The organism is Streptomyces guryensis (assembly GCF_021261325.1).
Classification (GTDB): domain Bacteria; phylum Actinomycetota; class Actinomycetes; order Streptomycetales; family Streptomycetaceae; genus Streptomyces; species Streptomyces guryensis.
In genome coordinates, this window is record NZ_JAJSBI010000013.1 from 186,766 (window position 1) to 211,190 (window position 24,425).

At 67.5% G+C, this 24,425-nt stretch carries 18 protein-coding genes; 7 read left to right on the forward strand and 11 right to left on the reverse strand.

What is annotated here, in order from left to right:
- Positions 1-30: 30 nt before the first annotated feature.
- The 3 genes from LJ657_RS25805 to LJ657_RS25815 form a co-directional block, all read right to left on the reverse strand.
- Complete coding sequence (locus tag LJ657_RS25805) at positions 31-1,752, reverse strand: protein kinase family protein (protein WP_232651126.1); 1,722 nt, start codon at positions 1,750-1,752, stop codon at positions 31-33.
- Between the two features lie 138 nt (positions 1,753-1,890).
- The gene (gene murJ / locus LJ657_RS25810; RefSeq protein ID WP_232651127.1) at positions 1,891-4,176 is read right to left on the reverse strand and encodes a murein biosynthesis integral membrane protein MurJ; all 2,286 of its coding nucleotides are present in this window, start codon (positions 4,174-4,176) and stop codon (positions 1,891-1,893) included.
- Positions 4,177-4,220: 44 nt separating this feature from the next.
- Positions 4,221-6,620 (reverse strand): DUF6049 family protein, encoded by a 2,400-nt coding sequence (locus LJ657_RS25815; protein WP_232651128.1) that lies wholly within the window; start codon positions 6,618-6,620, stop codon positions 4,221-4,223.
- 258 nt (positions 6,621-6,878) lie between these two features.
- Here LJ657_RS25815 and LJ657_RS25820 point away from each other — a divergent pair, with 258 nt between their 5' ends.
- Positions 6,879-8,321, forward strand: a complete 1,443-nt coding sequence (locus LJ657_RS25820) for a CCA tRNA nucleotidyltransferase (RefSeq protein ID WP_232651129.1) — start codon at positions 6,879-6,881, stop codon at positions 8,319-8,321.
- Between the two features lie 95 nt (positions 8,322-8,416).
- Here the strand turns inward: LJ657_RS25820 and LJ657_RS49050 are convergent, their stop codons facing one another.
- The 4 genes from LJ657_RS49050 to LJ657_RS25840 form a co-directional block, all read right to left on the reverse strand.
- The gene (locus tag LJ657_RS49050; protein WP_372487969.1) at positions 8,417-8,710 is read right to left on the reverse strand and encodes an LppU/SCO3897 family protein; all 294 of its coding nucleotides are present in this window, start codon (positions 8,708-8,710) and stop codon (positions 8,417-8,419) included.
- Positions 8,711-9,122: 412 nt separating this feature from the next.
- Complete coding sequence (locus LJ657_RS25830; protein WP_232651130.1) at positions 9,123-10,385, reverse strand: MFS transporter; 1,263 nt, start codon at positions 10,383-10,385, stop codon at positions 9,123-9,125.
- An 88-nt stretch (positions 10,386-10,473) separates the two neighbouring features.
- Entirely contained in the window at positions 10,474-11,556 is a 1,083-nt protein-coding gene (locus LJ657_RS25835) for an inositol-3-phosphate synthase (RefSeq protein ID WP_232651131.1), read from the reverse strand.
- Positions 11,557-11,600: 44 nt separating this feature from the next.
- The gene (locus tag LJ657_RS25840; RefSeq protein ID WP_232651132.1) at positions 11,601-12,284 is read right to left on the reverse strand and encodes a PadR family transcriptional regulator; all 684 of its coding nucleotides are present in this window, start codon (positions 12,282-12,284) and stop codon (positions 11,601-11,603) included.
- A 353-nt stretch (positions 12,285-12,637) separates the two neighbouring features.
- On the opposite strand from LJ657_RS25840, the gene LJ657_RS25845 reads away from it, so the two are divergent.
- Both LJ657_RS25845 and LJ657_RS25850 read left to right on the forward strand, forming a co-directional pair.
- The gene (locus LJ657_RS25845; RefSeq protein ID WP_232651133.1) at positions 12,638-15,307 is read left to right on the forward strand and encodes a transglycosylase domain-containing protein; all 2,670 of its coding nucleotides are present in this window, start codon (positions 12,638-12,640) and stop codon (positions 15,305-15,307) included.
- Positions 15,308-16,187: 880 nt separating this feature from the next.
- Positions 16,188-17,696: a glycosyltransferase family 87 protein gene (locus LJ657_RS25850; protein WP_232651134.1), complete on the forward strand. Its 1,509-nt coding sequence runs from the start codon at positions 16,188-16,190 to the stop codon at positions 17,694-17,696.
- A gap of 113 nt (positions 17,697-17,809) precedes the next feature.
- Here the strand turns inward: LJ657_RS25850 and LJ657_RS25855 are convergent, their stop codons facing one another.
- The 3 genes from LJ657_RS25855 to LJ657_RS25865 all read right to left on the reverse strand — a co-directional run bounded on the left by LJ657_RS25855 (position 17,810) and on the right by LJ657_RS25865 (position 20,558).
- Complete coding sequence (locus LJ657_RS25855) at positions 17,810-18,841, reverse strand: alanine racemase (protein ID WP_232651135.1); 1,032 nt, start codon at positions 18,839-18,841, stop codon at positions 17,810-17,812.
- 101 nt (positions 18,842-18,942) lie between these two features.
- Positions 18,943-20,064 carry a peptidoglycan bridge formation glycyltransferase FemX gene (gene femX / locus LJ657_RS25860; RefSeq protein WP_232651136.1) on the reverse strand — a complete coding sequence of 374 codons (1,122 nt, stop codon included), beginning with the start codon at positions 20,062-20,064 and terminating at the stop codon, positions 18,943-18,945.
- Positions 20,065-20,243: 179 nt separating this feature from the next.
- Positions 20,244-20,558, reverse strand: coding sequence for a hypothetical protein (locus LJ657_RS25865; protein WP_232651137.1), 315 nt, complete (start codon positions 20,556-20,558; stop codon positions 20,244-20,246).
- A 285-nt stretch (positions 20,559-20,843) separates the two neighbouring features.
- Between LJ657_RS25865 and rpsF the strand changes: the two genes are divergently transcribed.
- From rpsF to rplI, 4 genes are all read left to right on the forward strand, one after another.
- Positions 20,844-21,134 (forward strand): 30S ribosomal protein S6, encoded by a 291-nt coding sequence (gene rpsF, locus LJ657_RS25870; protein WP_005482942.1) that lies wholly within the window; start codon positions 20,844-20,846, stop codon positions 21,132-21,134.
- Positions 21,135-21,212: 78 nt separating this feature from the next.
- On the forward strand, positions 21,213-21,803 hold the full coding sequence (locus LJ657_RS25875; protein WP_232651138.1) for a single-stranded DNA-binding protein: 591 nt from the start codon (positions 21,213-21,215) through the stop codon (positions 21,801-21,803).
- Positions 21,804-21,860: 57 nt separating this feature from the next.
- Positions 21,861-22,097, forward strand: coding sequence for a 30S ribosomal protein S18 (gene rpsR / locus LJ657_RS25880; protein WP_003949403.1), 237 nt, complete (start codon positions 21,861-21,863; stop codon positions 22,095-22,097).
- Positions 22,098-22,115: 18 nt separating this feature from the next.
- Positions 22,116-22,562, forward strand: a complete 447-nt coding sequence (gene rplI / locus LJ657_RS25885; RefSeq protein ID WP_030938854.1) for a 50S ribosomal protein L9 — start codon at positions 22,116-22,118, stop codon at positions 22,560-22,562.
- A gap of 129 nt (positions 22,563-22,691) precedes the next feature.
- Here rplI and LJ657_RS25890 read toward each other — a convergent pair whose 3' ends face one another.
- The gene (locus tag LJ657_RS25890) at positions 22,692-24,029 is read right to left on the reverse strand and encodes an MATE family efflux transporter (protein WP_232651139.1); all 1,338 of its coding nucleotides are present in this window, start codon (positions 24,027-24,029) and stop codon (positions 22,692-22,694) included.
- Between the last annotated feature and the right edge of the window lie 396 nt (positions 24,030-24,425).

Genomic DNA, 24,425 nt, shown 5'->3' on the forward strand with positions numbered 1-24,425 from the left:
GGACCCCCTCCCCTGGGATGCGGTGCGTTGTCAGCCGGTGAACTTCAGGTCCGTCACGGCCTGCTTGTAGCCCGGGTCGCTGTACGAGTCCCCCTGCGCGTACGGCAGTGCCGTGAACCACACCAGTACGTACCGGCTCTTCACCGGCTTGGCGACTGTCACCTTCGCAGATGTGCCGGAGGTCGTAACGGATCCCAGCTTCGTCATGGAAGTCAGCGGAACCGACGAACTCATGGAGTCCGTCGCGTACAGCGTGACCGTCGTGTGGTCGCCGCTGAACAGGAGCCCTATCGAAGCGGCGGAGACCTCCTGCTCCGAGCCGAAGTCATAGACGATGCCGACGCCGGGCTTGAAGGCCGGCTTCATGTCCGGGCCGTCCCTGAAGCTGGCGGTACGCCAGTACGTGGAACTGTCCTTGTCGTATGTCTTGTCGACGTCGTTGGGGTGCTGGGCGTCACCCTTGGCGACGTACTCCTGGGCCCTCTGGATCGGGAGGGTCTTGACCGGCTTGGGGGCGGCGTTGTTCTTGTCGCCCCCGTCCGTCGTCTGGGTCTTGTTCGTGTCGTCGGAATTGTTCCCGCTGTCCATGAGCGCGTCCGCGAGCTGCCAACTGCCCAGACCCAGGGCGGCGATGAGGAGAGCCGAGACGGCCCATTTGAGAGCCTTGCCGGTCCGGCTCTGCAGTGGGGCCGGAGGAGTCGGCACCGGCTGCGTGGCACCGGGGTGCGGTGCCGGGCGGCCGTAGGTGCCCTGCTGGTACGTGGTGCGCTGGTATTCCGGCGGTGCGGTGAACGCGGGCTCCGGCGGGCGGATGCGGGGCATCTCGCCGATCGCCTTCACCAGCTCCTCGGGCGTCGTGCACGGGGATTCGTGACGGGAGGCGGTCGCCCCGTCGTTGACGAGTGCCCGCATGGACAGCTCGGACAGACCGCGGTGGACACCTGCCCGCACCTGGTCGGGTGCGATCAGACCGACGTCCTTGGGCAGCCCCGACAGACCGTACGCGTCGCTCTCGTACGGCCAACGCTGGGTGAGCCCCGCATACAGGAGCGCGCCGACGGACTCCGTGTCGGTGCGCTGCGGGGTGTCTGAACTGATGCCGCGCAGCGCGGCGTTCACGGCGAGGCCACGGATGCGCCACTGGCCGCTGGAGGTACGCAGCACGGCGTTGGGGTTCAGCCGCAGATGGGCCAGACCCTCGCGGTGCGCCGCGGCCATCGCGGAGGCGATCTGACTGACCATCTGGTAGGCGTCGTGCGGCTCCAGCGGGCCGGAGGCGAGCAGCGTGGTCAGCTCGGCGGCGTCGGGCAGCCACTCGTGGACGACGTAGACGAGGTCGTTCTCCTCGACGGCATCCAGCACCTGGACGAAGCGGGGATCGCCGAGCAGCGCCGAGGAGCGGGCCGCGGCCAGCACGGAACGGGCCCGTGAGTGGTCCGCGGGCAGGATGTGGACGCCGACGGCGCGGCGAAGTTTCTCGTCCACGGCACGCCAACTGCTGAATCCGTCCAGACGAGTGACGCACTCTTCGAGCCGGTACCGTCTGGCGAGTTTGTGGCCGCTGTGCAGCTCGGGTGGTGAGGCCTTCCCAGGACCCTCGGTCCCGCCACTCCCCTGTGCCTCGTCGATCTCCGTGTCCCGCTCCCGGTTCTGGGCCACCCCGTCGGCCGTGGACTGGTCCGCCTCTGCGGTCAGCGGTTCGTCGCCGCTGTTGTCTGCCACGTCGACGGCAGCCGTGCTCCGTTCCGCCACCGTCGTTCCTGCCTCCCCATTCAATGCGCGCCGACCAACATCCGTGCGCGCTGTCCGACGCCGAAACCAATTGTGCCCACAGTCCGCCGCTATGCACGACACACGGTGGCGGACGATGGTTGTGCGCGTACCCCCGAGTCAGCGCCCCAGACGCCCGCGGACCATGCCGACCAGCGAGTTCAGCTCCTCGATACGCATCTTGCGGGCCGCCAGGAAGAAGATCCCGAGCAGGACCGCGCCACCGGCCAGCAGGGCCGCGAGGGATCCGACGACGCCCTGGCCGAGCGTGTGGCCGATCTCGTAGCAGGCCGCGCCGCTGAGGGCCGCAGCGGGCACCGAGGCGATGCAGAGCCTGGCGTACGTCCGCAGGACACGGGCGCCGTCCAGGTCGCCGCCCAGCCGCTTGCGCAGCCGGTTCCAGGCGACGCCGACGCCGATCGCGTAGGCGAGGCCGTACGAGGCGGCCATGCCGGCCACGGCCCAGCGGGGCGGCAGAGCGACGTAACACAGCGCCGAGGCGCCCGCGTTGACCACCGCCACGATGACCGTGTTGTAGAAGGGCGTCCGGGTGTCCTCGTAGGCGTAGAACGCGCGCAGGACGACGTACTGGACGGAGTACGGGATCAGGCCGAGGGCGAACGCCATCAGCATGAAGCCCATGTTGGTGGCCTCGCTGATGCCGGAGGAGCCGAAGATCAGCGTGCACATCGGGATGCCGAGGGCGAGGAAACCGAAGGCGATCGGCACGATGGCGACGGCCGTGGTGCGCAGGCCCTGCGAGATGTCGTCGCGCACGGCTCCGCTGTCGTCCTCCGCCGCCGAACGCGAGATGCGCGGCAGCAGGGCGGCCATCAGGGAGACGGTGATGATGGCCTGCGGCAGGCCCCAGATCAGCTGGGCGTTGGCGTAGGCGGCGAAGCCGGTGCCGTCGACGGGCGAGGCCTTGCCGGCCGAGGTGGACAGCTGCGAGACGACGATCGCGCCGGCCTGGTTGGCGAGGACGAACAGGACGGTCCACTTGGCGAGCGTTACGGCCTTGCCGAGGCCGTGGCCCCTCCAGTCGAACCGCAGCCGCAGCCGGAACCCGGTTTCGCGCAGGTACGGGATCATCGCCAGGGCCTGGACGATGAGGCCGAGCAGAACGCCGATGCCGAGGAGCCGCTGACCCTCCGGCGGGATGTTGGTGACCTTCATGCCGGAGTCGGCCGCGGTGCCGTAGACCCACATGAACATGCCGAGCGTCACGATGATGACGATGTTGTTCAGGACCGGCGTCCACATCATGGCGCCGAACTTCCCGCGGGCGTTGAGGATCTGTCCCATCACCACGTGGACGCCCATGAAGAAGATCGAGGGCAGGAAGTAGCGGACGAAGGTGATGCCGACCTGGTTGGCCGCCGGATCGCTGGCCACCGAATCCGACAGCAGGCGGATCAGGAGCGGTGCGCCGAAGACCGCGAGGACCGTGAGAGCGCCCAGCGCCACCATGACCAGAGTGAGCAGACGGTTGGCGTATGCCTCGCCACCGTCCTCGTCCTCCTTCATGGCCCGCACGAGCTGCGGCACGAACACCGAGTTGAGGCCGCCGCCGACGGTCAGGATGTAGATCATCGTGGGCAGCTGGTAGGCGACCTGGAAGGTGTCACCGAGCAGACCCACGCCCAGGGCCGAGACGATCAGTGCGGAGCGGATGAAGCCGGTGAGGCGCGAGACCATAGTGCCCGCGGCCATCACGGCGCTCGACTTGAGCAGACCCCCGCCGCGCCCGCCCTTCTTCGCCGGGGCCACAGGAACTGCTTGGGACGCGGGTGCTGCGGCCGACGCGGTGCCGAGGTTCATGGTCTGGTCGGTCGCGGGCGTGGGTGCCGCCGGGGCCTGGTACTGCGTGGCCGGTGACGGGGTGCCCGGGGCGGCCGCCGGGCCAGGCACCGATGGGGGATCCGACGGCAGGTATCCGCCGTTCTGCTGCTGGTCCCGGAAGAGGTGTGCGAAGGCGTCCGGCTCGTGGCGCTCCTCACCGGCCCGGGTGACCAGATCGTCGACGCCCACGTACTGGGTCGTGTGGGGGTCGTCGCCGTACGGCAGGTACTGGCTCGGACGGTCCGGCTCCGGCGCCGGGGTCTGGGCCCAGACACGAGAGTCGGGGGCGTGGGGGGACTGAGGCGGCTGGGCGTACAGCGGTTGCTGCGGCTGGTAGGTCCCGGGGGGCGGCGGTGGGTGTGCGGCCCGGTCGTAGAGAGCCTCGGCGACCGGGTCCTGGGCGGAGAGATCCTGTGCCCGGTAGGGGTCCTGGTCGTAGGCGTCCTGGAGGTACATGTCGGCGGGGGGCTGAGGCGGTACCTGGCCGTGCTCGGGCGGCGGGCCCTCGGGTGGGCCCGAGCTGCCCGCGGCCTGGCCGCGGTCACCGTCGTACGGCGCGTTCATGGTTACCCCACCTCATCGTCCCGGGCCCACCGGCCACGACATCCTCAACGGTCCACTCTCTCACCCGTGCCGGACGGGTCGGTGCTTTCCGGTGCGGTGTCCGGTGTCGGGTCACTCGGCTGCTCAGGCTCGTCTGCCCGGGCGTCGGTGCCGGACTCCTCCCTGAGACGGTCTTCGGGGCCCTCGGGGTTCTTCGGTCCGCCGGCGGGCTCGTCCGCTTCGTCGGGACCGCCCTCCTCGCCCTCCTCGGCCTCACGGGCGGCTGCCCGCTTGCGCTGCGTGTACATGCGGAAGCCGGCGAGGACGAGCAGCAGGAAGCCGCCGCCGATGACCAGCATCACGGTGGCCGTGAACTCGGTGACCTTGACGTCGAAGGTGACGGCGTTGCCGTATTCCTGGCCGTCTTCCGTGTACAGCTGGGCGACCACCGTGGCCTGGCCGTTGGCCTTGGCCGTCGTGGTGAACTTCACCGTCTGGCTGTGCCCGCCGGAGACCGTGACAGCTTGCTCCTGGTAGGCATGGCCGCCGATCTGGAGGCGGGTGGGGCTCGTCGAGGTGAGGCGCAGCGTCAGGTGCTGGACACCCTGCACCAGGTTGTTCTGGACGGTCACGGGGATGGTGGCGCTGCGTCCGGAGAGTTTGGTGTCGGACTTGTCGATCAGCTTGACCTGGCTGGTCAGATCGGTGAGGTGGTTGTCCACGTCGTCGCGGAAGCTTGCCGCGGTGGTGGCGCGGCCGCGCCATGACGTGGACATCCCGCGGTTCATGGCGCGCCCGAAGGGGGTCACCACGCGGGACTCGTCGCTGAGGATCACCTTGAAGTTGTCGAGTTCGTCCTGTGTGGTCGCGATCTCCTCGAAGGCCGAGCGCGGCAGTTCCTGCTTGCGCAGCGACGAGGGATACGCGGTCGTCGACGGCACCTTCGTCGTGGCACCCGGGTCCGGTTTGGCCTTGGCGGCCGCCGTGAGCTTCTGGGCCTCGGACCAGTTGCCGCCCTGGAGGGCGGCCAGCGCATCGGCCATGGCCTGGGCCTGGTGCGTCGTCGGGATGCGCTGCGGAGCGACGACGATGCTGCGCTGCTTGTTGGTCTGGAGGTCGAGCGACAGGGTCTGGGCAAGGAACTGCTGCACGGCGAGAGTGCCGTCGGACGCCGTCGTGAGGTCGCCCTGGAATGCCTCCGACAGGCGGGCGTCCGCGACCACCGCCGTGGTGCCTCCGCCGATGGGGCGGGCTGCGGAGGGGGTGTAGGAGAGGCCGCCGGTCTCCTGGAGGCTGTCGCTGCGCGCGATGACCTGGTCGGCGCCGGCGGAGGTGGCGACCTTCACGATCGACGGATCGACGGCGCCCTCCACGGGCCAGGCGAAGTCTGTGCTCGGCTTCACGTGGAGGATCGGCTCCACCGTGTTGGCGACGACGTCAGTGGCTTCCTTGAGGTGGCTCAGCGAACCGGTCACGCTCGTGCCGTTGTGGGCGAGGGAGGCCAGATCCGGGTCGGCGAAGGGCAGCGCGACGACCTCCTTGTCGGCCACCGCCTTCTGCAACTCGGCGAGCCACCGCTTGGCGACCGCCTGGTGCGTGCCCGCAGTAGTGGTGTTGTTGGCGGCACGGACCCGATAGGTACGGGTCATCGCATCGACCGAGGCCAGCAGGTCCGGGTCGATCACCCACGTGACGTCGAGGCTCTCTCCCAGGGACAGCATCTCGTCCAGGCGGCCGCCCGGGGAGATCTCCTTGGCGAGATCGTCATTGAGGAAGACCGGTGTCTGCTGCTCGTTCGAGCCCGTCTCCGCCGTCATGTGGACGGTGGAGACCAGCGGCCACAGAAATGTCGTCTTCGTCTTGGTGTCGGCCTCGTCGGGCTGCCAGGGCAGGTAGGTCCGCTGGATGCCGAGGACCTGGTTCCACGGCTGCGCGGAGGTCTGGCCGGACAGCGAGACGGCGAACTGGTAGACCCCGTCGTCGCCGAGGTCCAGCTTGTCGACCGGCACGGAGATACTGAAGTGCTCGGCGACCCCCGGAGTGAGCTTGGAGAACTTCTCGACGTACTTGCCGCCGATCTCCGAACCGGTCGTCCCCTGGACGCTGCCGCTGTCCTTGGCGATGTCATCGATGGCAGAGCGTGTGTTCAGCTGGGGGCCGACGCTCAGTCCCACGTGGGCGCCGGTGACCGCCTGCTTGCCGTTGTTGGTCACGGTGCCCGACACGGTCAGCGTGTCCCCGTCCGTGGGGACACTGGGGCTGAGTGAGTCGAGGGCTACGGCCACCGAGCCCGAGCCTGTGGCGTCCTGCAAGGGGGTCTGACCAGCCGCGTTCGCGGAAGCGGCGGACGGCAGCTGGAGGAGGCCGGCCAGTAGAGGCGCCCCCGCGAGCAGTGCTGCGGTGCGCCGGAGCCACCGGCGGGCAGGTGAGGGATTCGTCCCCTGGAAGTCTGCCGCCTCGGCCACGCGCTCGCCCGTCCCTCGTCGTCGTCAGTGGTCGTCGGAATGTGCGTCCACGCATGGTAACGATGCGCGCCGAGGGGAAGTGCCGCGGACTGCCGCACAAGATCGGGGGCAGGGCCGACCTGTCCTTTATCTGCGCGTATAAAGAGAAGCGCGAGGTGTACGCCTCAACAGGGGTGCTTGTACCTCTATCTCCGCAGGTGTCCGCGGAGGCGTAATGGAGGCGCTTGCGGTCGCCTGGGCCACGTACCCTCTTCTGTTGTGCCGAATGCCAACGAAGCCAACCCCAGTGCCCTGAGCCAGGAGCCGCATCGCGTGCCGAGTGAACCGCTGCGGGTGGATCCTGTTGCTGACGACCTCGCCCGCCGTTTTCAGGATGCCGGGTTCTCACTCGCCCTGGTCGGCGGATCGGTCCGGGACGCGCTGCTCGGGCGGCTCGGCAACGACCTCGACTTCACGACCGACGCCCGCCCCGAGGACGTTCTCAAGATCGTCCGTCCGTGGGCGGATGCCGTGTGGGAGGTGGGCATCGCCTTCGGGACGGTCGGAGCTCAGAAGAATGGCTTCCAGATTGAGGTGACGACCTACAGGTCGGAAGCCTACGACCGGACCTCGCGCAAGCCCGAGGTGTCGTACGGCGACTCCATCGACGAAGACCTCGTACGGCGCGACTTCACCGTCAACGCGATGGCCCAGGCGCTTCCGGAGAAGAAGTTCATCGACCCGCATGGCGGGCGGAGCGATCTTGCTGCGCGAATCCTGCGGACTCCGGGCACTCCTGAGGCGTCCTTCTCCGACGATCCGCTGCGGATGATGCGGGCCGCGCGCTTCGCCGCGCAGCTCGACTTCGAGGTGGCTCCTGAGGTCGTGACGGCCATGCAGGAGATGGCCGGCCGCATCGAGATCGTCTCGGCCGAGCGCGTACGGGACGAGCTGAACAAACTGATCCTGTCCGCGAACCCGCGCAAGGGTCTGACGCTGTTGGTCGACACCGGTCTCGCGGACCATGTGTTGCCCGAGCTCCCGGCCCTGCGGCTGGAGCGCGACGAGCACCATCGGCACAAGGACGTCTACGAGCACACGCTGATCGTCCTGGAACAGGCGATCGCGCTGGAGGAGAACGGCCCGGACCTGACTCTTCGCCTGGCCGCGCTGCTGCACGATGTCGGCAAGCCGCGCACCCGCCGCTTCGAGCAGGACGGTCGGGTCTCGTTCCACCACCACGAGGTGGTCGGCGCGAAAATGACCAAGAAGCGCATGACGGCGCTCAAGTACTCCAACGAACTGGTGAAGGATGTCTCACGCCTCGTCGAACTCCACCTGCGCTTCCATGGCTACGGCACTGGGGAGTGGACGGACTCGGCGGTGCGCCGCTACGTCCGTGACGCCGGCCCGCTTCTCGACCGCCTCCACAAGCTGACCCGCTCGGACTGCACGACGCGGAACAAGCGCAGGGCGGCAGCGCTGTCGCGGGGGTACGACGGGCTGGAGGAGCGCATCGCTCAACTCCAGGAGCAGGAGGAGCTGGACGCGATCCGGCCCGACCTCGACGGCAACCAGATCATGGAGATCCTCGGCGTCGGCCCCGGCCCGGCCATCGGTCAGGCGTACAAGTTCCTGCTGGAGCTGCGGCTGGAGAACGGGCCGATGGAGCATGACGCGGCGGTGGCGGCACTCAAGGAATGGTGGACCGAGCAGAGCTGAGGCCGTGAAACGGGTCATGTTTCACGTGAAACATGACCGGGACGCGCGGTGGGGCGGTGTTTCACGTGAAACACCGCCCCACCGCGCGTCCCGGCCTATTTCTTGTAGTCCTTCAGGCAGAGCAGGAAGTCGTTGCTGTCACTGCTCTCGGTGTACGAGTACTGGAAGTCCTTCGCGGCCGCCACGCACTTGGTGTCGGCCTCGGTCTCCGAGTAGTTGCCACTGATCTTGGCCAGCACGATGTACTGGGCCTGCGACGAGTCGCACTTCACGACCTCGAGGTCCGGGTGGCTGTCGTCGCTGCTGCCGCGGTGCATGCAGTCGCCGACCGTCGCTGTGTCGGCGTCGTTCCGGCTCGCTATGTATCCGCCGATGGCGAGGCAGGCCACCACGGCGACAATGACGATGTTCTTGATCCTTTGGGGCCGAGCTTGCGACTGGGCTGCGGCGGAACCGCGGCGTACGGCGGGGGAAACCCGGGCTGACCTGGCTGCTGCGGGTACCCGGCCTGGGGCGGATACGGCGCCGGGCCCTGGGGCGGATACGGCGCCGGGCCCTGGGGCGGATACGGCGCCGGGCCCTGGGGCGGGTATGGCGTCTGGCCCTGGGGCTGACCGTAGGGCTGCTGGCCCTGTGCGTACGGGTTCTGGCCCTGGGGCGGCGGAAAAGTCACTTGGGAGTCCCCCTGGAAGCAAGCATGAGTGTGTGGCGCGTATAAGGCGTGAGTAAGACGGACGTAAGTTATCGGGACTCACTGACATCTCTGCAACTCGGAGGGGGTCTGTGCCATTGATGTGACACTTACTGGCGATCAAAGCGGCCCATAGCCCCAGCAACTGCCCCGTAGACAACAGCGACCGTGACCACCAGCGGTATGGAACGGCCATCCGGCGGCAGCATCAGCGCGGCCACCGCCGCGGCTCCGACGAAGGCAACGTTGAAGAGCACGTCGTAGACGGAGAAGATCCGGCCCCGGAAGCCGTCGTCGACGGAGGACTGCACGATCGTGTCCGTGGCGATCTTCGCGCCCTGGGTCGTCAGACCGAGGAAGAACGTCGCGATCAGCATCGGAGCCACGGTGAACGGAAGGCCGAGGGAGGGTTCCAGGACGGCAGCCGCCGCGGCGCACACGGCGATCCAGCGGCCCGGCCCGAGGCCTCCCGCAGCCCAGGGAGTCACCGCGGCCGCCGCGAAGAAGCCGGCCGCGGAGGTCCCCAGTGCCAACCCCAGCAGGCGCAGTCCGCCGTCCGCGGTCGAGGAGAAGGTATACCGGCACAGCATCAACAGCATGACCAGCAGCGCGCCGTAGCAGAACCGCATGAGGGTCATGGTTCCGAGTGCCCAGGCTGCCTCACGGCGCTGCGGTGCCGCGAGGTGCCGTAGAGCCGCCGTCAGGTCGCGGGCCGTGCCGGTGAGTGCCGTGGTCAGCCTCGGCTGTACCAACTCGGCTTCCGGCCCCAGCAGTTCCGGTGCCAGGCGCAGTGATGCGAGCGCCGCGCACAGGTACAGGGCGGCGCCCAGCAGCACCACAGCGGCATCGGAGTCCGCCACCACCAGCCGTACGACGAAGGCGAGACCGCCGCCCGCGGTCGCGGCGAGCGTCCCGGCGGTCGGGGAAAGGGAGTTGGCCATCACCAGGCGCTCGGCGTCGACGACACGCGGCAGTGTGGCGGACAGCCCCGCGAGCACGAAGCGGTTGACGGCGGTGACGCAGAGCGCGGACACGTAGAAGAGCCAGTCCGGGACGTGACCGAGGATCAGGGCGGCCGTCGCCGACGCCAGCACGGCGCGCAGCAGATTGCCGTAGAGAAATACCTGGCGGCGGCGCCAGCGGTCCAGGAGGACGCCGGCGAAGGGGCCCACCAGAGAGTACGGAAGCAGCAGGACCGCCATCGCGGAGGCGATCGCGGTGGCCGAGGTCTGTTTCTCCGGCGAGAAGACGACGTAGGCGGCGAGTGCGACCTGGTAGACGCCGTCGGCGCCCTGGGACAGCAGGCGTACGGCGAGCAGACGCCGGAAGTTCCCGAAGCGCAGGAGGGTGCGCAGGTCACGGACGACGGCCATGGGGCACAGCCTCACATACGGGGAGGGTCCCCGGGTCGGGTGACCCGGGGACCCTCAACGCCCTGGCAGGAGCAGTTTGTGTCGGCGACTAGCGCTCGACTTCACCCTTGATGAACTTCTCGACGTTCTCGCGGGCCTCGTCGTCGAAGTACTGGACCGGCGGGGACTTCATGAAGTAGGAGGACGCCGACAGGATCGGGCCGCCGATGCCACGGTCCTTGGCGATCTTCGCGGCGCGCAGGGCGTCGATGATGACACCCGCGGAGTTCGGGGAGTCCCAGACCTCGAGCTTGTACTCCAGGTTCAGCGGGACGTCACCGAAGGCACGGCCCTCGAGGCGGACGTACGCCCACTTGCGGTCGTCGAGCCAGGCGACGTAGTCGGACGGGCCGATGTGGACGTTCTTCTCGCCGAGGTCCCGGTCGGGGATCTGCGAGGTGACGGCCTGCGTCTTGGAGATCTTCTTGGACTCCAGGCGGTCACGCTCGAGCATGTTCTTGAAGTCCATGTTGCCGCCGACGTTCAGCTGCATCGTGCGGTCCAGGACGACGCCCCGGTCCTCGAACAGCTTCGCCATGACGCGGTGCGTGATGGTGGCGCCGACCTGGGATTTGATGTCGTCGCCGACGATCGGGACGCCGGCCTCGGTGAACTTGTCCGCCCATTGCTTGGTGCCGGCGATGAAGACGGGGAGGGCGTTGACGAAGGCGACCTTGGCGTCGATGGCGCACTGGGCGTAGAACTTCGCCGCGTCCTCGGAGCCGACGGGCAGGTAGCAGACGAGGACGTCGACTTGCTTGTCCTTGAGGACCTGGACGACGTCGACCGGCTCGGCGTCGGACTCCTCGATGGTCTCGCGGTAGTACTTGCCGAGGCCGTCGAGGGTGTGGCCGCGCTGGACGGTCACGCCAGTGTTCGGCACGTCGCAGATCTTGATGGTGTTGTTCTCGGAGGCGCCGATGGCGTCCGCGAGATCGAGGCCGACCTTCTTCGCGTCGACGTCGAAGGCGGCGACGAACTCGACGTCACGGACGTGGTAGTCGCCGAACTGGACGTGCATCAGGCCGGGGACCTTGGACGCCGGGTCGGCGTCCTTGTAGTACTCCACTCCCTGAACCAGCGACGCGGCGCAGTTGCCCACACCGACGATGGCTACGCGAACCGAACCCATTCCGGTTGCTCCCTGTGTGTACGAGTGAGGCCCTGACTGGGCTCTCACGTGGCGGTGTCGCCGGGCGTATCCGTCCCGGGGGTGTCCCCGGGACGGGGCAGGACGCCCGGCGATCCAGTGGTGTTGTTCTGCTGAGCGGACCCCCCGGAGGCGGGACCCTTCAGGTCCCGGCCGGCCCGCTCGCTCTCGATGAGCTCGTTCAGCCAGCGCACTTCGCGCTCCACGGACTCCATCCCGTGGCGCTGGAGCTCAAGCGTGTAGTCGTCGAGGCGCTCTCTGGTGCGTGCCAAGGAGAGGCGCATCTTCTCCAGACGCTCCTCCAGCCGGCTGCGGCGTCCCTCCAGCACGCGCATGCGTACGTCGCGTGACGTCTGCCCGAAGAAGGCGAAACGGGCGGCGAAGTGCTCGTCCTCGTACGCGTCCGGGCCCGTTTGCGAGAGCAGCTCCTCGAAGTGCTCCTTACCTTCCGCCGTCAACCGGTAGACGATCTTGGCGCGACGCCCTGCGAGTGGTGCCGCGAGGGCGTCCTCAGGGGTGTGTCCCGGTTCTTCGATCAACCAGCCGTTGGCGACCAGCGTCTTGAGGCAGGGGTAGAGGGTGCCGTAGCTGAACGCACGGAACACACCCAGTGACGTATTGAGTCGTTTGCGCAGCTCATAGCCGTGCATCGGGGACTCGCGGAGCAGACCGAGTACGGCGAACTCGAGGATCCCTGAACGCCGGCTCATCCGCTCGCCTCCTCGCCGTTATCTCGCACCGATGTATCGACTCGATACATCACGACGATAGAACGGCCTTCCGGACGGGACAAGTGGGGAGACGGTGAACGGGATCACATCACTTATTCATCCGAGGCAAGTTGCCTGATTTGGGGTGAAGTCTGGGGCTCAGTGGGTTTTGGCGGTGCGTAGTCTGTGCGGCATGCAAACCACCGGGAGCCGAGTGACACCAGGGGGTGTCATGGCTCCCGGCGCAGTACGGGTGAATGCGGGATCGACCACATCCGTACTTCGGGGGGACCGGAAACCAGCCGCCGTTTCCAGGCGCGCAAAGGTGCGCCTGCCCGAGGAGTAGTCGTTCGATGAGCGAGCACCGTCGCAAACCGCCGCAGCCGCAGGGAGGCGGACGTGCCGCGGCCCGACGCGGCCAGTCCGGCTCGTCCTCCGGCCGCCGCGCGGCACCGCGAGGCGCAACCGGGTCCCCGGCCGATTACGGACTGGGCCAGGGGTCGGCTGACGAGGAGCGGTCGTACGGCGGCCGCGCCGACGCCCGCCGCGCGGCACAGAGAACTGGAGGCGGCCGCCGTAGAGCGGCCGAGCCCGGCCGCGGAGGTCGACGCGGCGCGCCCGGCGGCCCCAGCGGGCCCGGGCGGGGCAGAGGGCGAGCACCCGTTCCCGGCAGAAAGCGTCTGATCGACTATCCGCGGGCGGGCAAGTACGGCGTGGGGCGCTGGGTGCCGTCGTGGAAGCTGGTGACAGGCCTGTTCATCGGCTTCATCGGAAGCCTGGTGGCCGTGGCGGGCATCGGGTACGCGATGGTGAGCATCCCGAATGTCGCCGACGCCGCGACGGCGCAGAACAACGTCTTCTACTGGTCCGACAAGAGCGAGATGGTCGCGACGGGTGGTGAGACGAACCGCCAGATCGTCAACCTCTCCCAGATTCCCAAGGCGATGCAGTACGCCGTCGTCTCGCAGGAGAACAAGACCTTCTACACCGACAGCGGCATCGACCCGAAGGGCATCGCCCGCGCCGTGTTCAACATGGCCCGGGGCGGTGCGACGCAGGGTGGCTCCACCATCACCCAGCAGTACGTGAAGAACGCGCGGCTCGACGACCAGTCGCAGACGATCACGCGTAAGTTCAAGGAGATCTTCATCTCCATAAAGGTGGGTGCCACGGTCTCGAAGGACGAGATCATGAAGGGCTACCTGAACTCCGCGTACTACGGGCGCAACGCGTACGGCATCCAGGCGGCTGCCCGCGCGTACTTCAACAAGGACTCCGTCGACCTGAACCCGGGTGAGTGTGCGTTCCTGGCGGCGATGCTCAAGGGCGCCACGTACTACGACCCCGCGGGATCCACCTCCATTGACCCGGCGGCCACCCAGGAGGCCAACAGCAAGCGTGCGCTGCGCCAGATGCAGAACACCCTCGACAAGATGGTCGAGTACCACCACCTGGACGCGGCGACCCGGGCCAAGTACACCAGGCTCCCCGACGTGAAGAACCCGCGGTCGAACACTGCGCTCGGCGGCCAGGTCGGCTACCTGGTCGACCTCGCCAAGGCCTACTTGATCAACAACACCAACATCACCGCCAACGACCTGCAGCGGGGTGGCTACTCGATCTACACGACCTTCGACAAGAAGAAGGTCAAGGCGCTCGAGGCCTCGGTCAAGAACGTCCAGAAGGCCAACATCAAACCCAAGGAACGCCCGAAGACGGACACACACGTCCAGTTCGGTGGCGCTTCCGTGGACCCGACGACCGGCGCCATCAAGGCCATCTACGGCGGTGAGGACGCTACCAAGCACTTCACCAACAACGCCGACGTCACCGGCGCCCAGGTCGGTTCGACCTTCAAGCCGTTCGTGCTCGCCGCGGCGATGAAGTGGGGTGTCAAGAACCCGAGCCTGGGCCCGGAGCAGGCACAGGACGAACGCACCCAGGTCTCCCCGAAGAGCCTGTACAGCGGCCAGAACAAGCTCAAGATCGAGGAGTACGACAAGACGGTCTGGAAGAACGACAAGGGCGAGGAGTGGCTGCAGACGAACGACGGCAATGAGTCGTACGGCAGTCCGCCCAAGTACCAGATCGACTTGCGTGAGGCGATGCGGGAGTCGGTGAACTCCGCCTATGTGCAGCTGGGCATGGACGTCGGGCTGGACAAGGTGAAGGAGGCGGCCATGGACGCCGGCCTCAAGGAGAACAGTCTGGCCGGTACCAGCTTCCCGTCCTTCTCCATCGGCATCTCCGACCCGAGCGCGATCCGCATGGCGGGTGCGTACGCCACCTTCGCGGCCAGCGGTGAACAGCGTGAGCCGTTCTCCGTCACGAGGGTCACGAGCAAGGACGGCACGGTCTTCTCGCACAAGGATCAGCCGAACGAAGCGTTCACCGCGAAGGTCGCCGACAACGTCACCGACGTGCTGAAGACCGTGGTCGACAAGGGAACGGGTACAGCCGCCCAGCTGACCGGTCGCCAGGTGGCCGGCAAGACGGGTACCACCGATGGCAACAAGTCCGCCTGGTTCGTGGGCTACACCCCGCAGCTGTCCACGTCGATCACGATGTTCCGTTACAACGACGACGAGTCGGAGAAGAACCGCACCTTCCTGGAGATGTATGGAACGGGCGGTCAGAAGAAGATCCACGGTGCCTCGTTCCCGGCCGAGATCTGGCACGACTACATGGCCGAGGCGTTGAAGAACGATCCGCCGAAGGACTTCCCCACGCCGGAGCCGATTGGCACGATCGTCAACGACGTGCCCAGCCCGACGGCCGTTCCGACGCCCAGCCAGAGCCTTACGAGTCCGACACCGAGTCCGACACCCAGTGAGACCTTGACGAGCCCGTCGCCCTCGGCGAGCGAGTCCTGCAGGTTCGGCTGGCAGTGCACGGACACCGGCGGCACGGGTACCGGCGGCGCGGACGGGGGCGTGACCTCATCACCGACGGCGACGGACACATCCGGGACGGGCAACAACAGAGGCAACGGCAACGGCGGGCTCTTCGGGGGCGCGGGGTGAGCCGTTGACCGAGAGGTCGTCGTAAGGGCGTGATACGCGCGGATGACGGGCCGGCGTTCCTCGATGGAGGACACCGGCCCGTTTCCGTGTCTCCTCGAGGCCACCGGTGTGGTGAGTGCGGCCCTGGCCCTGCCGGCCACGGTCGGCCTGACCGGCACGGCCAGCGCGAAGGTTCGGCCATCGGGAACTCGGTCGAGATCGGCGCCTGGATCGGTACGCCGGACGGCAGCGGCTGGGCCGACGCGGGCAAGTACGCCTCCTATCGCGCCCGATCAAGGTCACCGCGAGCTTTGTGAAACTGGGAAGGGCAGTACAGGGACAGCAGCTATTCCAGCCAGCCCTGTTGAGACAAGGCCGTACGAGAAGTGCGCGAGAGGCCGCTCCGGGTACCGGGGCGGGCTTTGCCGTGCCCCAGCTTGGAGGAGGCGAGGATGAACGACAGCCTGAGGTGGCTCGGGGAGCACTGTTACAAGCCCCCGGAAAGGTGCCGAGTATGCGGGGCGGCGTATCACGCACCGCGGTGCGGGGGCTCCCCGTAGGGGAACTCCTCCAGCGCCTGTGGGCACGCGGGGAAGAGACGGCGGCTCCAACATCGCGGTGCAGCCATGCTGGCTCGCGTGCGCCCCGGCGGCGACGGTGCCGTGCGGTTCACCGAGTTCGGGGAAAGCCCCCCAGCGGCCGGAAAGCGGATGCGACCGGGATAGTGGCGGCCCTGGATGCGGCACTGCGCGCCGGCCGGCGCGGCGAATCCCGGACCGGTCGAGTGTAGGGCGCCGCTCGGCTCCCGCCTCCGGTGTTTCACGTGAAACGTCGGCCATCGCGCCCACCGGGTAGGGCGGTCCTGGGCGTACTCCCAGGCATGTACGGCAGGATGTGCCCCATGCCCAGCGCAGAATCGACGCAAGCGAACGTGCACGAGCAACACACGGTGCGTCCGACCACGGAGGATGCGGTCGCCCGGTCCGGCAGCGAGCTGATCGGCGGCCCCCTCGGGCGGCGCGCCCTGCTCGGGACGTCATGGTGGACTCCCGTGCGGGTCGTCGCGCTCGTGGCGATCGGCATGTTCGCCCTCGGGATGGTGCAGAAGGCGCCCTGCTACAACAGCGGCTGGTTCTTCGGTGCCAGCTCGCAGTACACGAAGGCGTGCTACTCGGACATTCCGCATCTCTATCAGGGGCGTGGTTTCGCCGACGGGCTTGTGCCGTACTTCGACAAGCTGTCCGGCGACATGCCGTACCTCGAGTACCCGGTGCTGACCGGCGTGTTCATGGAGGTCGCCTCCTGGCTCACGCCGGGCAGCGGCAGCATCCAGGACCAGGAGCAGTGGTACTGGATGGTCAACGCCGGGATGCTGATGGTGTGCGCGGCCGTCATCGCGGTCTGCGTGGCCCGTACGCACGCCCGGCGTCCCTGGGACGGGCTGCTGGTCGCTCTGGCGCCGGCTTTCGCGCTGACCGCCACCATCAACTGGGACCTGCTCGCGGTCGCTCTGACGGCCGCGGCGATGCTGATGTGGTCCCGGGGCCGCTCAGTGGCGTTCGGGGTCCTCCTGGGGCTGGCCACGGCCGCCAAGCTCTATCCCGTCTTCCTGCTGGGCCCGCTGTTCCTGCTGTGCTGGCGTGCGGGCAAGTGGCGGGACTTCGGCAAGGCCCTGGCCGGAACAGTCGTCGCCTGGCTCGCGGTGAACCTGCCGGTGATGTTCTTCGCCTGGGACGGCTGGTCGCAGTTCTACAAGTTCAGCCATGACCGGGGTGTGGACTTCGGATCGTTCTGGTTGATCATGGCCCAGAACTCGACCGACCCGCTCAGCACCGACACCGTCAACAATCTGGCCACGGCGCTGGTGGTGCTGTGTTTTGTGGGCCTCGGTGTGCTCACCATGACCGCCCCGCGCCGCCCGCGCTTCGCTCAGCTCGCTTTCCTGATCGTCGCGGCGTTCATCCTCACCAACAAGGTCTACTCCCCGCAGTACGTCCTCTGGCTGGTTCCGCTCGCTGTGCTGGCCCGCCCGAAGTGGCGGGACTTCCTGATCTGGCAGGCGTGCGAGGTCGCGTACTTCCTGGGTATCTGGCTGTATCTCGCGTACACAACAAGCGGGGACGCTCATAAGGGGCTGCCGCAGGACGGCTACCACTGGGCCATCGGCGTGCACCTGCTGGGAACGCTCTACCTGTGCGCCGTCATCGTGCGCGACATCCTCATGCCGGAGCGGGACCCGGTGCGCCGGGCCGGTGACGACGATCCTTCAGGGGGTGTGCTGGACGGCGCGGAGGACGTCTTCGCCCTTGGCGTTGCCGCTCATCCGCCGCGCCACGCGGCTCAATTCGACGGGCCTCAGGTGGAGTGGGGCAGCAGTGGAACGGCATCTTCCACCGATAGTTCGCTCTGAGCGAACAGACTGTCGACGACGGTGTCGACCCCCGTCGCCGGCCCCACACGGACTTGCGCGAAAGGCCGTACACGGCGTGCCGTGTACGGCCTTTCGGTTGGCTGATGCCTCGCTCAGCGGTCGACGATGCGGTCGAACTGCGTAGTGGTGTGCCGCAGATGGGCCACCAGTTCCTCGCCGACCTTCGGCTCCGGTGCGTCCGACGGCACGAACAGGATGGAGACCTGCATGTGCGGCGGCTCCGCGAACCAGCGCTGTTTACCGCCCCAGACGAACGGAGAAAGGTTCCGGTTCACCGTGGCGAGGCCGGCTCGGGCGACGCCCTTGGCACGCGGCATGACGCCGTGCAGCGCCTTCGGGGCCTCCAGGCCCACCCCGTGCGACGTGCCGCCCGCCACGACCACCAGGAAGCCGTCGGAAGCCGCCTTCTGCTGGCGGTAGCCGAAGCGGTCCCCCTTGGCGACCCGCGTGACGTCCAAGACCGCGCCGCGGTACTCGGTGGCCTCGTGGTCCCCCAGCCACAGCCGTGTGCCGATGCGGGCCCGGAAGCGCGTCTGCGGGAACTGCTGCTGCAGCCGGTGGAGTTCGTCGGCCTTGAGATGGCTGACAAACATCGTGTGCAGGGGCAGGCGGGCCGCACGCAGGTGGTCCATCCAGCCGATGACCTCCTCGACGGCGTCGGAGCCGTCCGTGCGGTCCAGCGGCAGGTGGATGGCGAAGCCCTCGAGGCGGACGTTCTCAATGGCGGCGTGCAGCTGCGGCAGGTCCTGGGCACTGATGCCGTGCCGCTTCATCGAGGACATCACCTCAATGACCACACGGGCCCCTACGAGGCCGTACACGCCGTCCACCGACGACACTGAGCGGATGACGCGGTCGGGCAGCGGGACGGGCTCCTCGCCGCGCCGGTACGGCGTCAGCACCAGCAGGTCACCGCCGAAGAAGTCCTTGATCCGCGCAGCCTCGTACGTAGTGCCGACGGCGAGGATGTCCGAGCCCAGCCGTGTGGCCTCCTCCGCCAGCCGCTCGTGCCCGAAGCCGTAGCCGTTGCCCTTGCAGACCGGGACGAGTCCCGGGAACTGCTCCTGCACGTGCTTGTGGTGCGCCCGCCAGCGCGCGGTGTCGACGTAGAGCGTGAGCGCCATGGCCGGACCTGGAACCTTTCTCGTGGCTGCGGTGTATCAGAGATATGGAAGCGAACGAAGCAGTCGGACTTGTCGGAGTAAACGGCCGCTGCCGCTGGGGCTCAGCGGCGCGACATGTAGATGTCGAGCGCCTTGTGGAGCAGCTTGTTGAGCGGGAAGTCCCACTCACCGAGGTACTCGGCTGCCTGGCCGCCGGTGCCCACCTTGAACTGGATCAGGCCGAAGAGGTGGTCGGTCTCGTCCAGCGAGTCGGAGATGCCGCGCAGGTCATAGACGGTCGCGCCGAGAGCGTATGCGTCGCGCAGCATCCGCCACTGCATCGCGTTCGAGGGCCGGACCTCACGGCCGATGTTGTCGGAGGCACCGTAGGAGTACCAGACGTGCCCGCCGACGATCAGCATCGTCGCCGCCGACAGATTCACGCCGTTGTGCCGGGCGAAGTACAGCCGCATGCGGTTGGGGTCCTCGGTGTTGAGGGCCGTCCACATGCGCTGGAAGTACGACAGCGGGCGAGGCCGGAAGTGGTCGCGCACGGCCGTGATCTCGTACAGCCGCTGCCATTCCTCGAGGTCCTGGTAGCCGCCCTGGACGACCTCGACGCCGGCCTTCTCGGCCTTCTTGATGTTGCGGCGCCACAGCTGGTTGAAGTTCTGGTGGACCTCTTCCAGGGAGCGGTTGGCCAGTGGCACCTGGAAGACATAGCGGGGCTGTACGTCGCCGAAGCCGGCCCCGCCGTCCTCGCCCTGCTGCCAGCCCATACGGCGCAGCTTGTCGGCGACCTCGAAGGCGCGCGGCTCGATGAAGTCGGCCTCGATGTCGCGCAGCCGCTTCACGTCCGGGCTCTGGATGCCCTGCTTGATGGAGCCGGCCTCCCAACGCCGGATGATCACCGGGGGGCCCATCTTCACAGAGAAGGCACCCTGCTGCTTGAGGTGCGCGAGCATCGGTTCCAGCCACTCGGTCAGATTCGGCGCGAACCAGTTGATGACCGGGCCTTCGGGCAGATAGGCCAAGTAGCGCTTGATCTTGGGCAGTTGGCGGTAGAGGACGAGGCCCGCACCGACCATCTCGCCGGTCCGCTCGTCGAACCAGCCGAGGCTCTCGGAGCGCCACTCCGCCTTGACATCGGCCCAGGCCGGAACCTGCATGTGGCTCGCCGAGGGCAGGCTCTGGATGTACGCCAGATGTTGCTCGCGGCTGATCGTCCTCAGGGTCAGGCTCATTCGGGGCGCTCCTCGGGCTGGTGTGTCCCCATGGGTACAGGGGCTCCGGCTCTCGCGCCGAAGCCTACTGCGCCTTGCGAGCGCCCCGACTGGGCGTACGGAACCTGCACCCCGGCTTGTTGGCCGCCGAGGCGTTCAGTGGTGCTTTGTCCGGTGTTCGAGAGTCGGTGTCCCTGGCGTCAGCCGATGACCCCGCCGAAGAGGCCGCCGTGCGCCATGCCGAGGAAGAAGCCGACCGCCGAGGCACCGAGACCCAGGATGAGTCCGAAGCGCTCGCGGGTCGTCTCCGAGATCCACTGGCCGTACGCACCGGTGAGGATTCCCACCAGGCCGGCCCAGGAGCTGAGCAGGTGCAGGTGGTGGAAGAAGCCGGTCACGAACGCCGTCACGCCAACAACCAGGGTCACCGCGAGCAGGGTGTCCTGGATGGGGTGGGGTTTTCCGTCCGTGGCGAAAAGGCCTCCGACGGTGTTGGGTCGCAATGCTTGTGCCATAGGGCACCTCCTGCGGAAGACGGCGCATCGTAGCGCCATACACACCCGATGTGTACAGATTGACGGTCCCCGCGGCCGGATTTCAACCGGAAGCGGGTATGCAGGTAGTCTGTACCGTCTGCACCGGTGTCTGCCCAGGCAGAGCCAGGGAACCGTCCAGTCAGGCCGGGGATGTCGCTCGCCGAACCCCGATTGTCAGTGGCGGCCGATACCGTTGCGTACGCATCACAACCCTCCTGCCACGGAACGACCGTGGCCGCTGAGTCCAAAGGAGGTGGGTTCCACATGCGTCACTACGAGGTGATGGTCATCCTCGACCCCGATCTGGAGGAGCGCGCTGTCGCCCCCCTGATCGAGAACTTCCTCTCCGTCGTCCGTGAGGGCAACGGCAAGGTCGAGAAGGTCGACACCTGGGGCCGTCGTCGTCTCTCGTACGAGATCAAGAAGAAGCCTGAGGGCATCTACTCGGTCATCGACCTGCAGGCCGAGCCTGCGGTCGTCAAGGAGCTCGACCGCCAGATGAACCTGAACGAGTCGGTCCTCCGGACCAAGGTCCTCCGTCCCGAGACCCACTGAGCTTTCCCGCTCAGTTGATCTCGGGATCCGAGTAGCAGCAACCAAGCAGCCAGAGCAAACCCGCCGAGAGGTACCCCCATGGCAGGCGAGACCGTCATCACGGTCGTCGGCAATCTTGTCGATGACCCCGAGCTGCGCTTCACCCCCTCCGGTGCGGCGGTCGCGAAGTTCCGTGTCGCGTCCACCCCCCGCACCTTCGACCGTCAGACGAACGAGTGGAAGGACGGCGAAAGCCTCTTCCTGACCTGCTCGGTCTGGCGTCAGGCGGCGGAGAACGTCGCCGAGTCGCTCCAGCGAGGCATGCGCGTCATCGTGCAGGGCCGGCTGAAGCAGCGGTCCTACGAGGACCGTGAGGGCGTCAAGCGCACGGTCTACGAACTGGACGTCGAGGAAGTCGGCGCCAGCCTGCGCAACGCCACGGCCAAGGTCACCAAGACCGCCGGCCGCGGTGGGCAGGGTCAGGGCGGATACAGCGGCGGTGGCGGCCAGGGTGGCGGCGGCTGGGGTGGAAACTCCGGTGGCGGCCAGCAGGGCGGCGGCGCTCCCGCCGACGACCCGTGGGCGACCGGCGCTCCCGCCGGTGGCAACCAGGGCGGCGGTGGCGGCGGCTGGGGTGGAAACTCCGGCAGCGGTGCTGGCGGCGGCTACTCGGACGAGCCCCCCTTCTAGGCCTTTGGCCGGAGGGCGGGTCGTACCCAAACTTCTTGATCACACAGGAGAAACACCATGGCAAAGCCGCCTGTGCGCAAGCCGAAGAAGAAGGTCTGCGCTTTCTGCAAGGACAAGGTCACGTACGTGGACTACAAGGACACGAACATGCTGCGGAAGTTCATTTCCGACCGCGGCAAGATCCGTGCCCGCCGCGTGACCGGCAACTGCACGCAGCACCAGCGTGATGTCGCCACGGCCGTCAAGAACAGCCGTGAGATGGCGCTGCTGCCCTACACCTCCACTGCGCGATAAGGGAAGGGTGACCGAAACATGAAGATCATCCTCACCCACGAGGTCTCCGGCCTCGGTGCCGCGGGCGACGTCGTCGACGTCAAGGACGGTTACGCTCGCAACTACCTGATCCCGCGGAAGTTCGCTATCCGCTGGACCAAGGGTGGCGAGAAGGACGTCGAGCAGATCCGTCGTGCTCGCAAGATCCACGAGATCCAGACCATCGAGCAGGCTAACCAGGTGAAGGCCCAGCTCGAGGGCGTCAAGGTCCGTCTGGCCGTCCGCTCCGGCGACGCCGGTCGTCTCTTCGGTTCCGTCACCCCGGCCGACATCGCCTCGGCGATCAAGGCATCCGGTGGCCCCGAGGTCGACAAGCGCCGTATCGAGCTGGGCGCGCCGATCAAGACGCTGGGCGCTCACGAGACGTCTGTGCGTCTGCACCCCGAGGTTGCCGCCAAGGTCAACATCGAGGTTGTCGCGGCCTGATCGCCGCGCTTGGCTTGAACAGCTGAGAGAAGGGGCGGCACCCCTATGGGGTGTTGCCCCTTCTTCGTGCTCCGGTTTGGTACGGGAGCACGCATGTTTCACGTGAAACGCCGGTTTCACGTGAAACAGTCACCGGGTGGCGCCCGTGACCAGCCAGCGGCCTGAACGGGTGCGCAGCCAAAGGGTCAGCATGCGTACCCCCATCATCAGCGTCATTGCTGCCCACAGCGCCATGAGGCCGCCGCCGAAGGCTGGGACCAGCAACGCCAACGGGGCGAAGACCGCGAGGGTGACCACCATGGCCCACGCCAGATATGGACCGTCACCGGCTCCCATCAGGACGCCGTCCAGGACAAAGACGACGCCGCAGATCGGCTGGGAGAGCGCCACCACGAGCAGGGCGGGCAGCGCGGTGTCCTTCACCACGTTGTCGCTGGTGAACAGCGGCAGGAACAACGGCCGGGCGGCCACCACCAGCACACCGAGCACAACACCTACTGTGACTCCCCAATGCACCATGCGGCGGCATGCATCGCGAGCCCCCTGGGTGTCCTCGGCTCCGAGATAGCGTCCGATGATGGCCTGACCGGCGATCGCGATGGCGTCAAGGGCAAAGGCGAGCAGGCTCCAGAGGGACAGGATGATCTGGTGTGCAGCGATGTCGGCGTCGCCGAGTCGGGCGGCAACAGCTGTGGCGATCATCAGGATCGCCCGCAGTGAGAGTGTGCGGACCAGGAGGGGAACACCCGCTTGTGCGGAGGCCCGTATCCCCACTGCGTCGGGACGCAGTGAGGCGCCATGTCTGCGGGCTCCGCGGACAACCACGGTGAGGTAAACGGCCGCCATGCCGCACTGCGCGATGACGGTGCCCCAGGCGGAACCGGAGATGCCGAGGTCGGCGCCGTAGACGAGGCCCGCGTTGAGGGCGCCGTTGGCGACGAAGCCGGCGATGGCTACACGGAGTGGTGTCTTGGTGTCCTGCAGGCCGCGCAGGACACCAGTCGCGGCGAGTACGACGAGCATGGCCGGGATGCCGAGGGCAGAGATGCGCAGATAGGCGGTCGCATAGGGGGCCGCACTGTCCGAGGCGCCGAAGAGGGCCACAAGGCCCGGCGCCGTCGGCAGTACGGCGGCGATGACGGCGGCGCCGAGCAGAAGTGCCAGCCAGATGCCGTCCATGCCTTGGCGGATGGCAGCTTGGAGGTCGCCGGCGCCGACGCGTCGAGCGACTGCGGCGGTGGTGGCGTAGGCGAGGAAAACGAAGATGCTGACTGCTGTCGTGAGGAGGGCCGAGGCGACACCGAGGCCGGCGAGCTGTGCCGTACCCAGATGGCCGACGATCGCGCTGTCGGCCATGACGAAGAGGGGCTCGGCGACCAGAGCGCCGAAGGCCGGGATGGCTAGCGCGACGATCTCTCGATCGTGCTGTCGCCGGGTGACCCGGGGGGTCGCGGGAGCCTGTGTCATGAGCACCAATCTAATCGTCCACAGGTAAGAGATGTAAAGCTTTACTGACCCTTACTTCGCGTCTTACTGCGTGGTCTTTCGTGCGCCGTTCGAAGCGATCTTGGCCCGAGTGGGGAAGTTTTTCTTCTACACAGCCGGTGGATGGGAAAACTGCAGGTCAAGGCGGTAGGAGTCGCGGAGGTTGATGCTTGTTCACAGGGCTGTCCACCGTGTCGTGCACAGGTTTTGTGGAGTTCTCCACAGCATCCGGGCCGTCGTCCACATGGCCTGTGGATAACCAGATTGGCTGACGGTGCCCGCGGGCCTACCGTGGTCCGGCGCCCGCTCCGTTCGTCGGCAGGGAAACCAGCCCAAAACCGACGTGCAGTAACCGGAGTTGGGCCTCTCATTTGTCAG

Coding starts and splice junctions, on each gene's coding strand:
- murJ (WP_232651127.1), bottom strand. CDS start 4,176: ATGAACGCGCCGTACGACGGTGACCGCGGCCAGGCCGCGGGCAGCTCG.
- rpsR (WP_003949403.1), top strand. CDS start 21,861: ATGGCAAAGCCGCCTGTGCGCAAGCCGAAGAAGAAGGTCTGCGCTTTC.
- rplI (WP_030938854.1), top strand. CDS start 22,116: ATGAAGATCATCCTCACCCACGAGGTCTCCGGCCTCGGTGCCGCGGGC.
- LJ657_RS25835 (WP_232651131.1), bottom strand. CDS start 11,556: ATGGGTTCGGTTCGCGTAGCCATCGTCGGTGTGGGCAACTGCGCCGCG.
- LJ657_RS25865 (WP_232651137.1), bottom strand. CDS start 20,558: ATGGCACAAGCATTGCGACCCAACACCGTCGGAGGCCTTTTCGCCACG.
- rpsF (WP_005482942.1), top strand. CDS start 20,844: ATGCGTCACTACGAGGTGATGGTCATCCTCGACCCCGATCTGGAGGAG.
- LJ657_RS25840 (WP_232651132.1), bottom strand. CDS start 12,284: ATGAGCCGGCGTTCAGGGATCCTCGAGTTCGCCGTACTCGGTCTGCTC.
- LJ657_RS25845 (WP_232651133.1), top strand. CDS start 12,638: ATGAGCGAGCACCGTCGCAAACCGCCGCAGCCGCAGGGAGGCGGACGT.
- LJ657_RS25875 (WP_232651138.1), top strand. CDS start 21,213: ATGGCAGGCGAGACCGTCATCACGGTCGTCGGCAATCTTGTCGATGAC.
- femX (WP_232651136.1), bottom strand. CDS start 20,064: ATGAGCCTGACCCTGAGGACGATCAGCCGCGAGCAACATCTGGCGTAC.
- LJ657_RS25890 (WP_232651139.1), bottom strand. CDS start 24,029: ATGACACAGGCTCCCGCGACCCCCCGGGTCACCCGGCGACAGCACGAT.
- LJ657_RS25830 (WP_232651130.1), bottom strand. CDS start 10,385: ATGGCCGTCGTCCGTGACCTGCGCACCCTCCTGCGCTTCGGGAACTTC.
- LJ657_RS25855 (WP_232651135.1), bottom strand. CDS start 18,841: ATGGCGCTCACGCTCTACGTCGACACCGCGCGCTGGCGGGCGCACCAC.
- LJ657_RS25850 (WP_232651134.1), top strand. CDS start 16,188: ATGCCCAGCGCAGAATCGACGCAAGCGAACGTGCACGAGCAACACACG.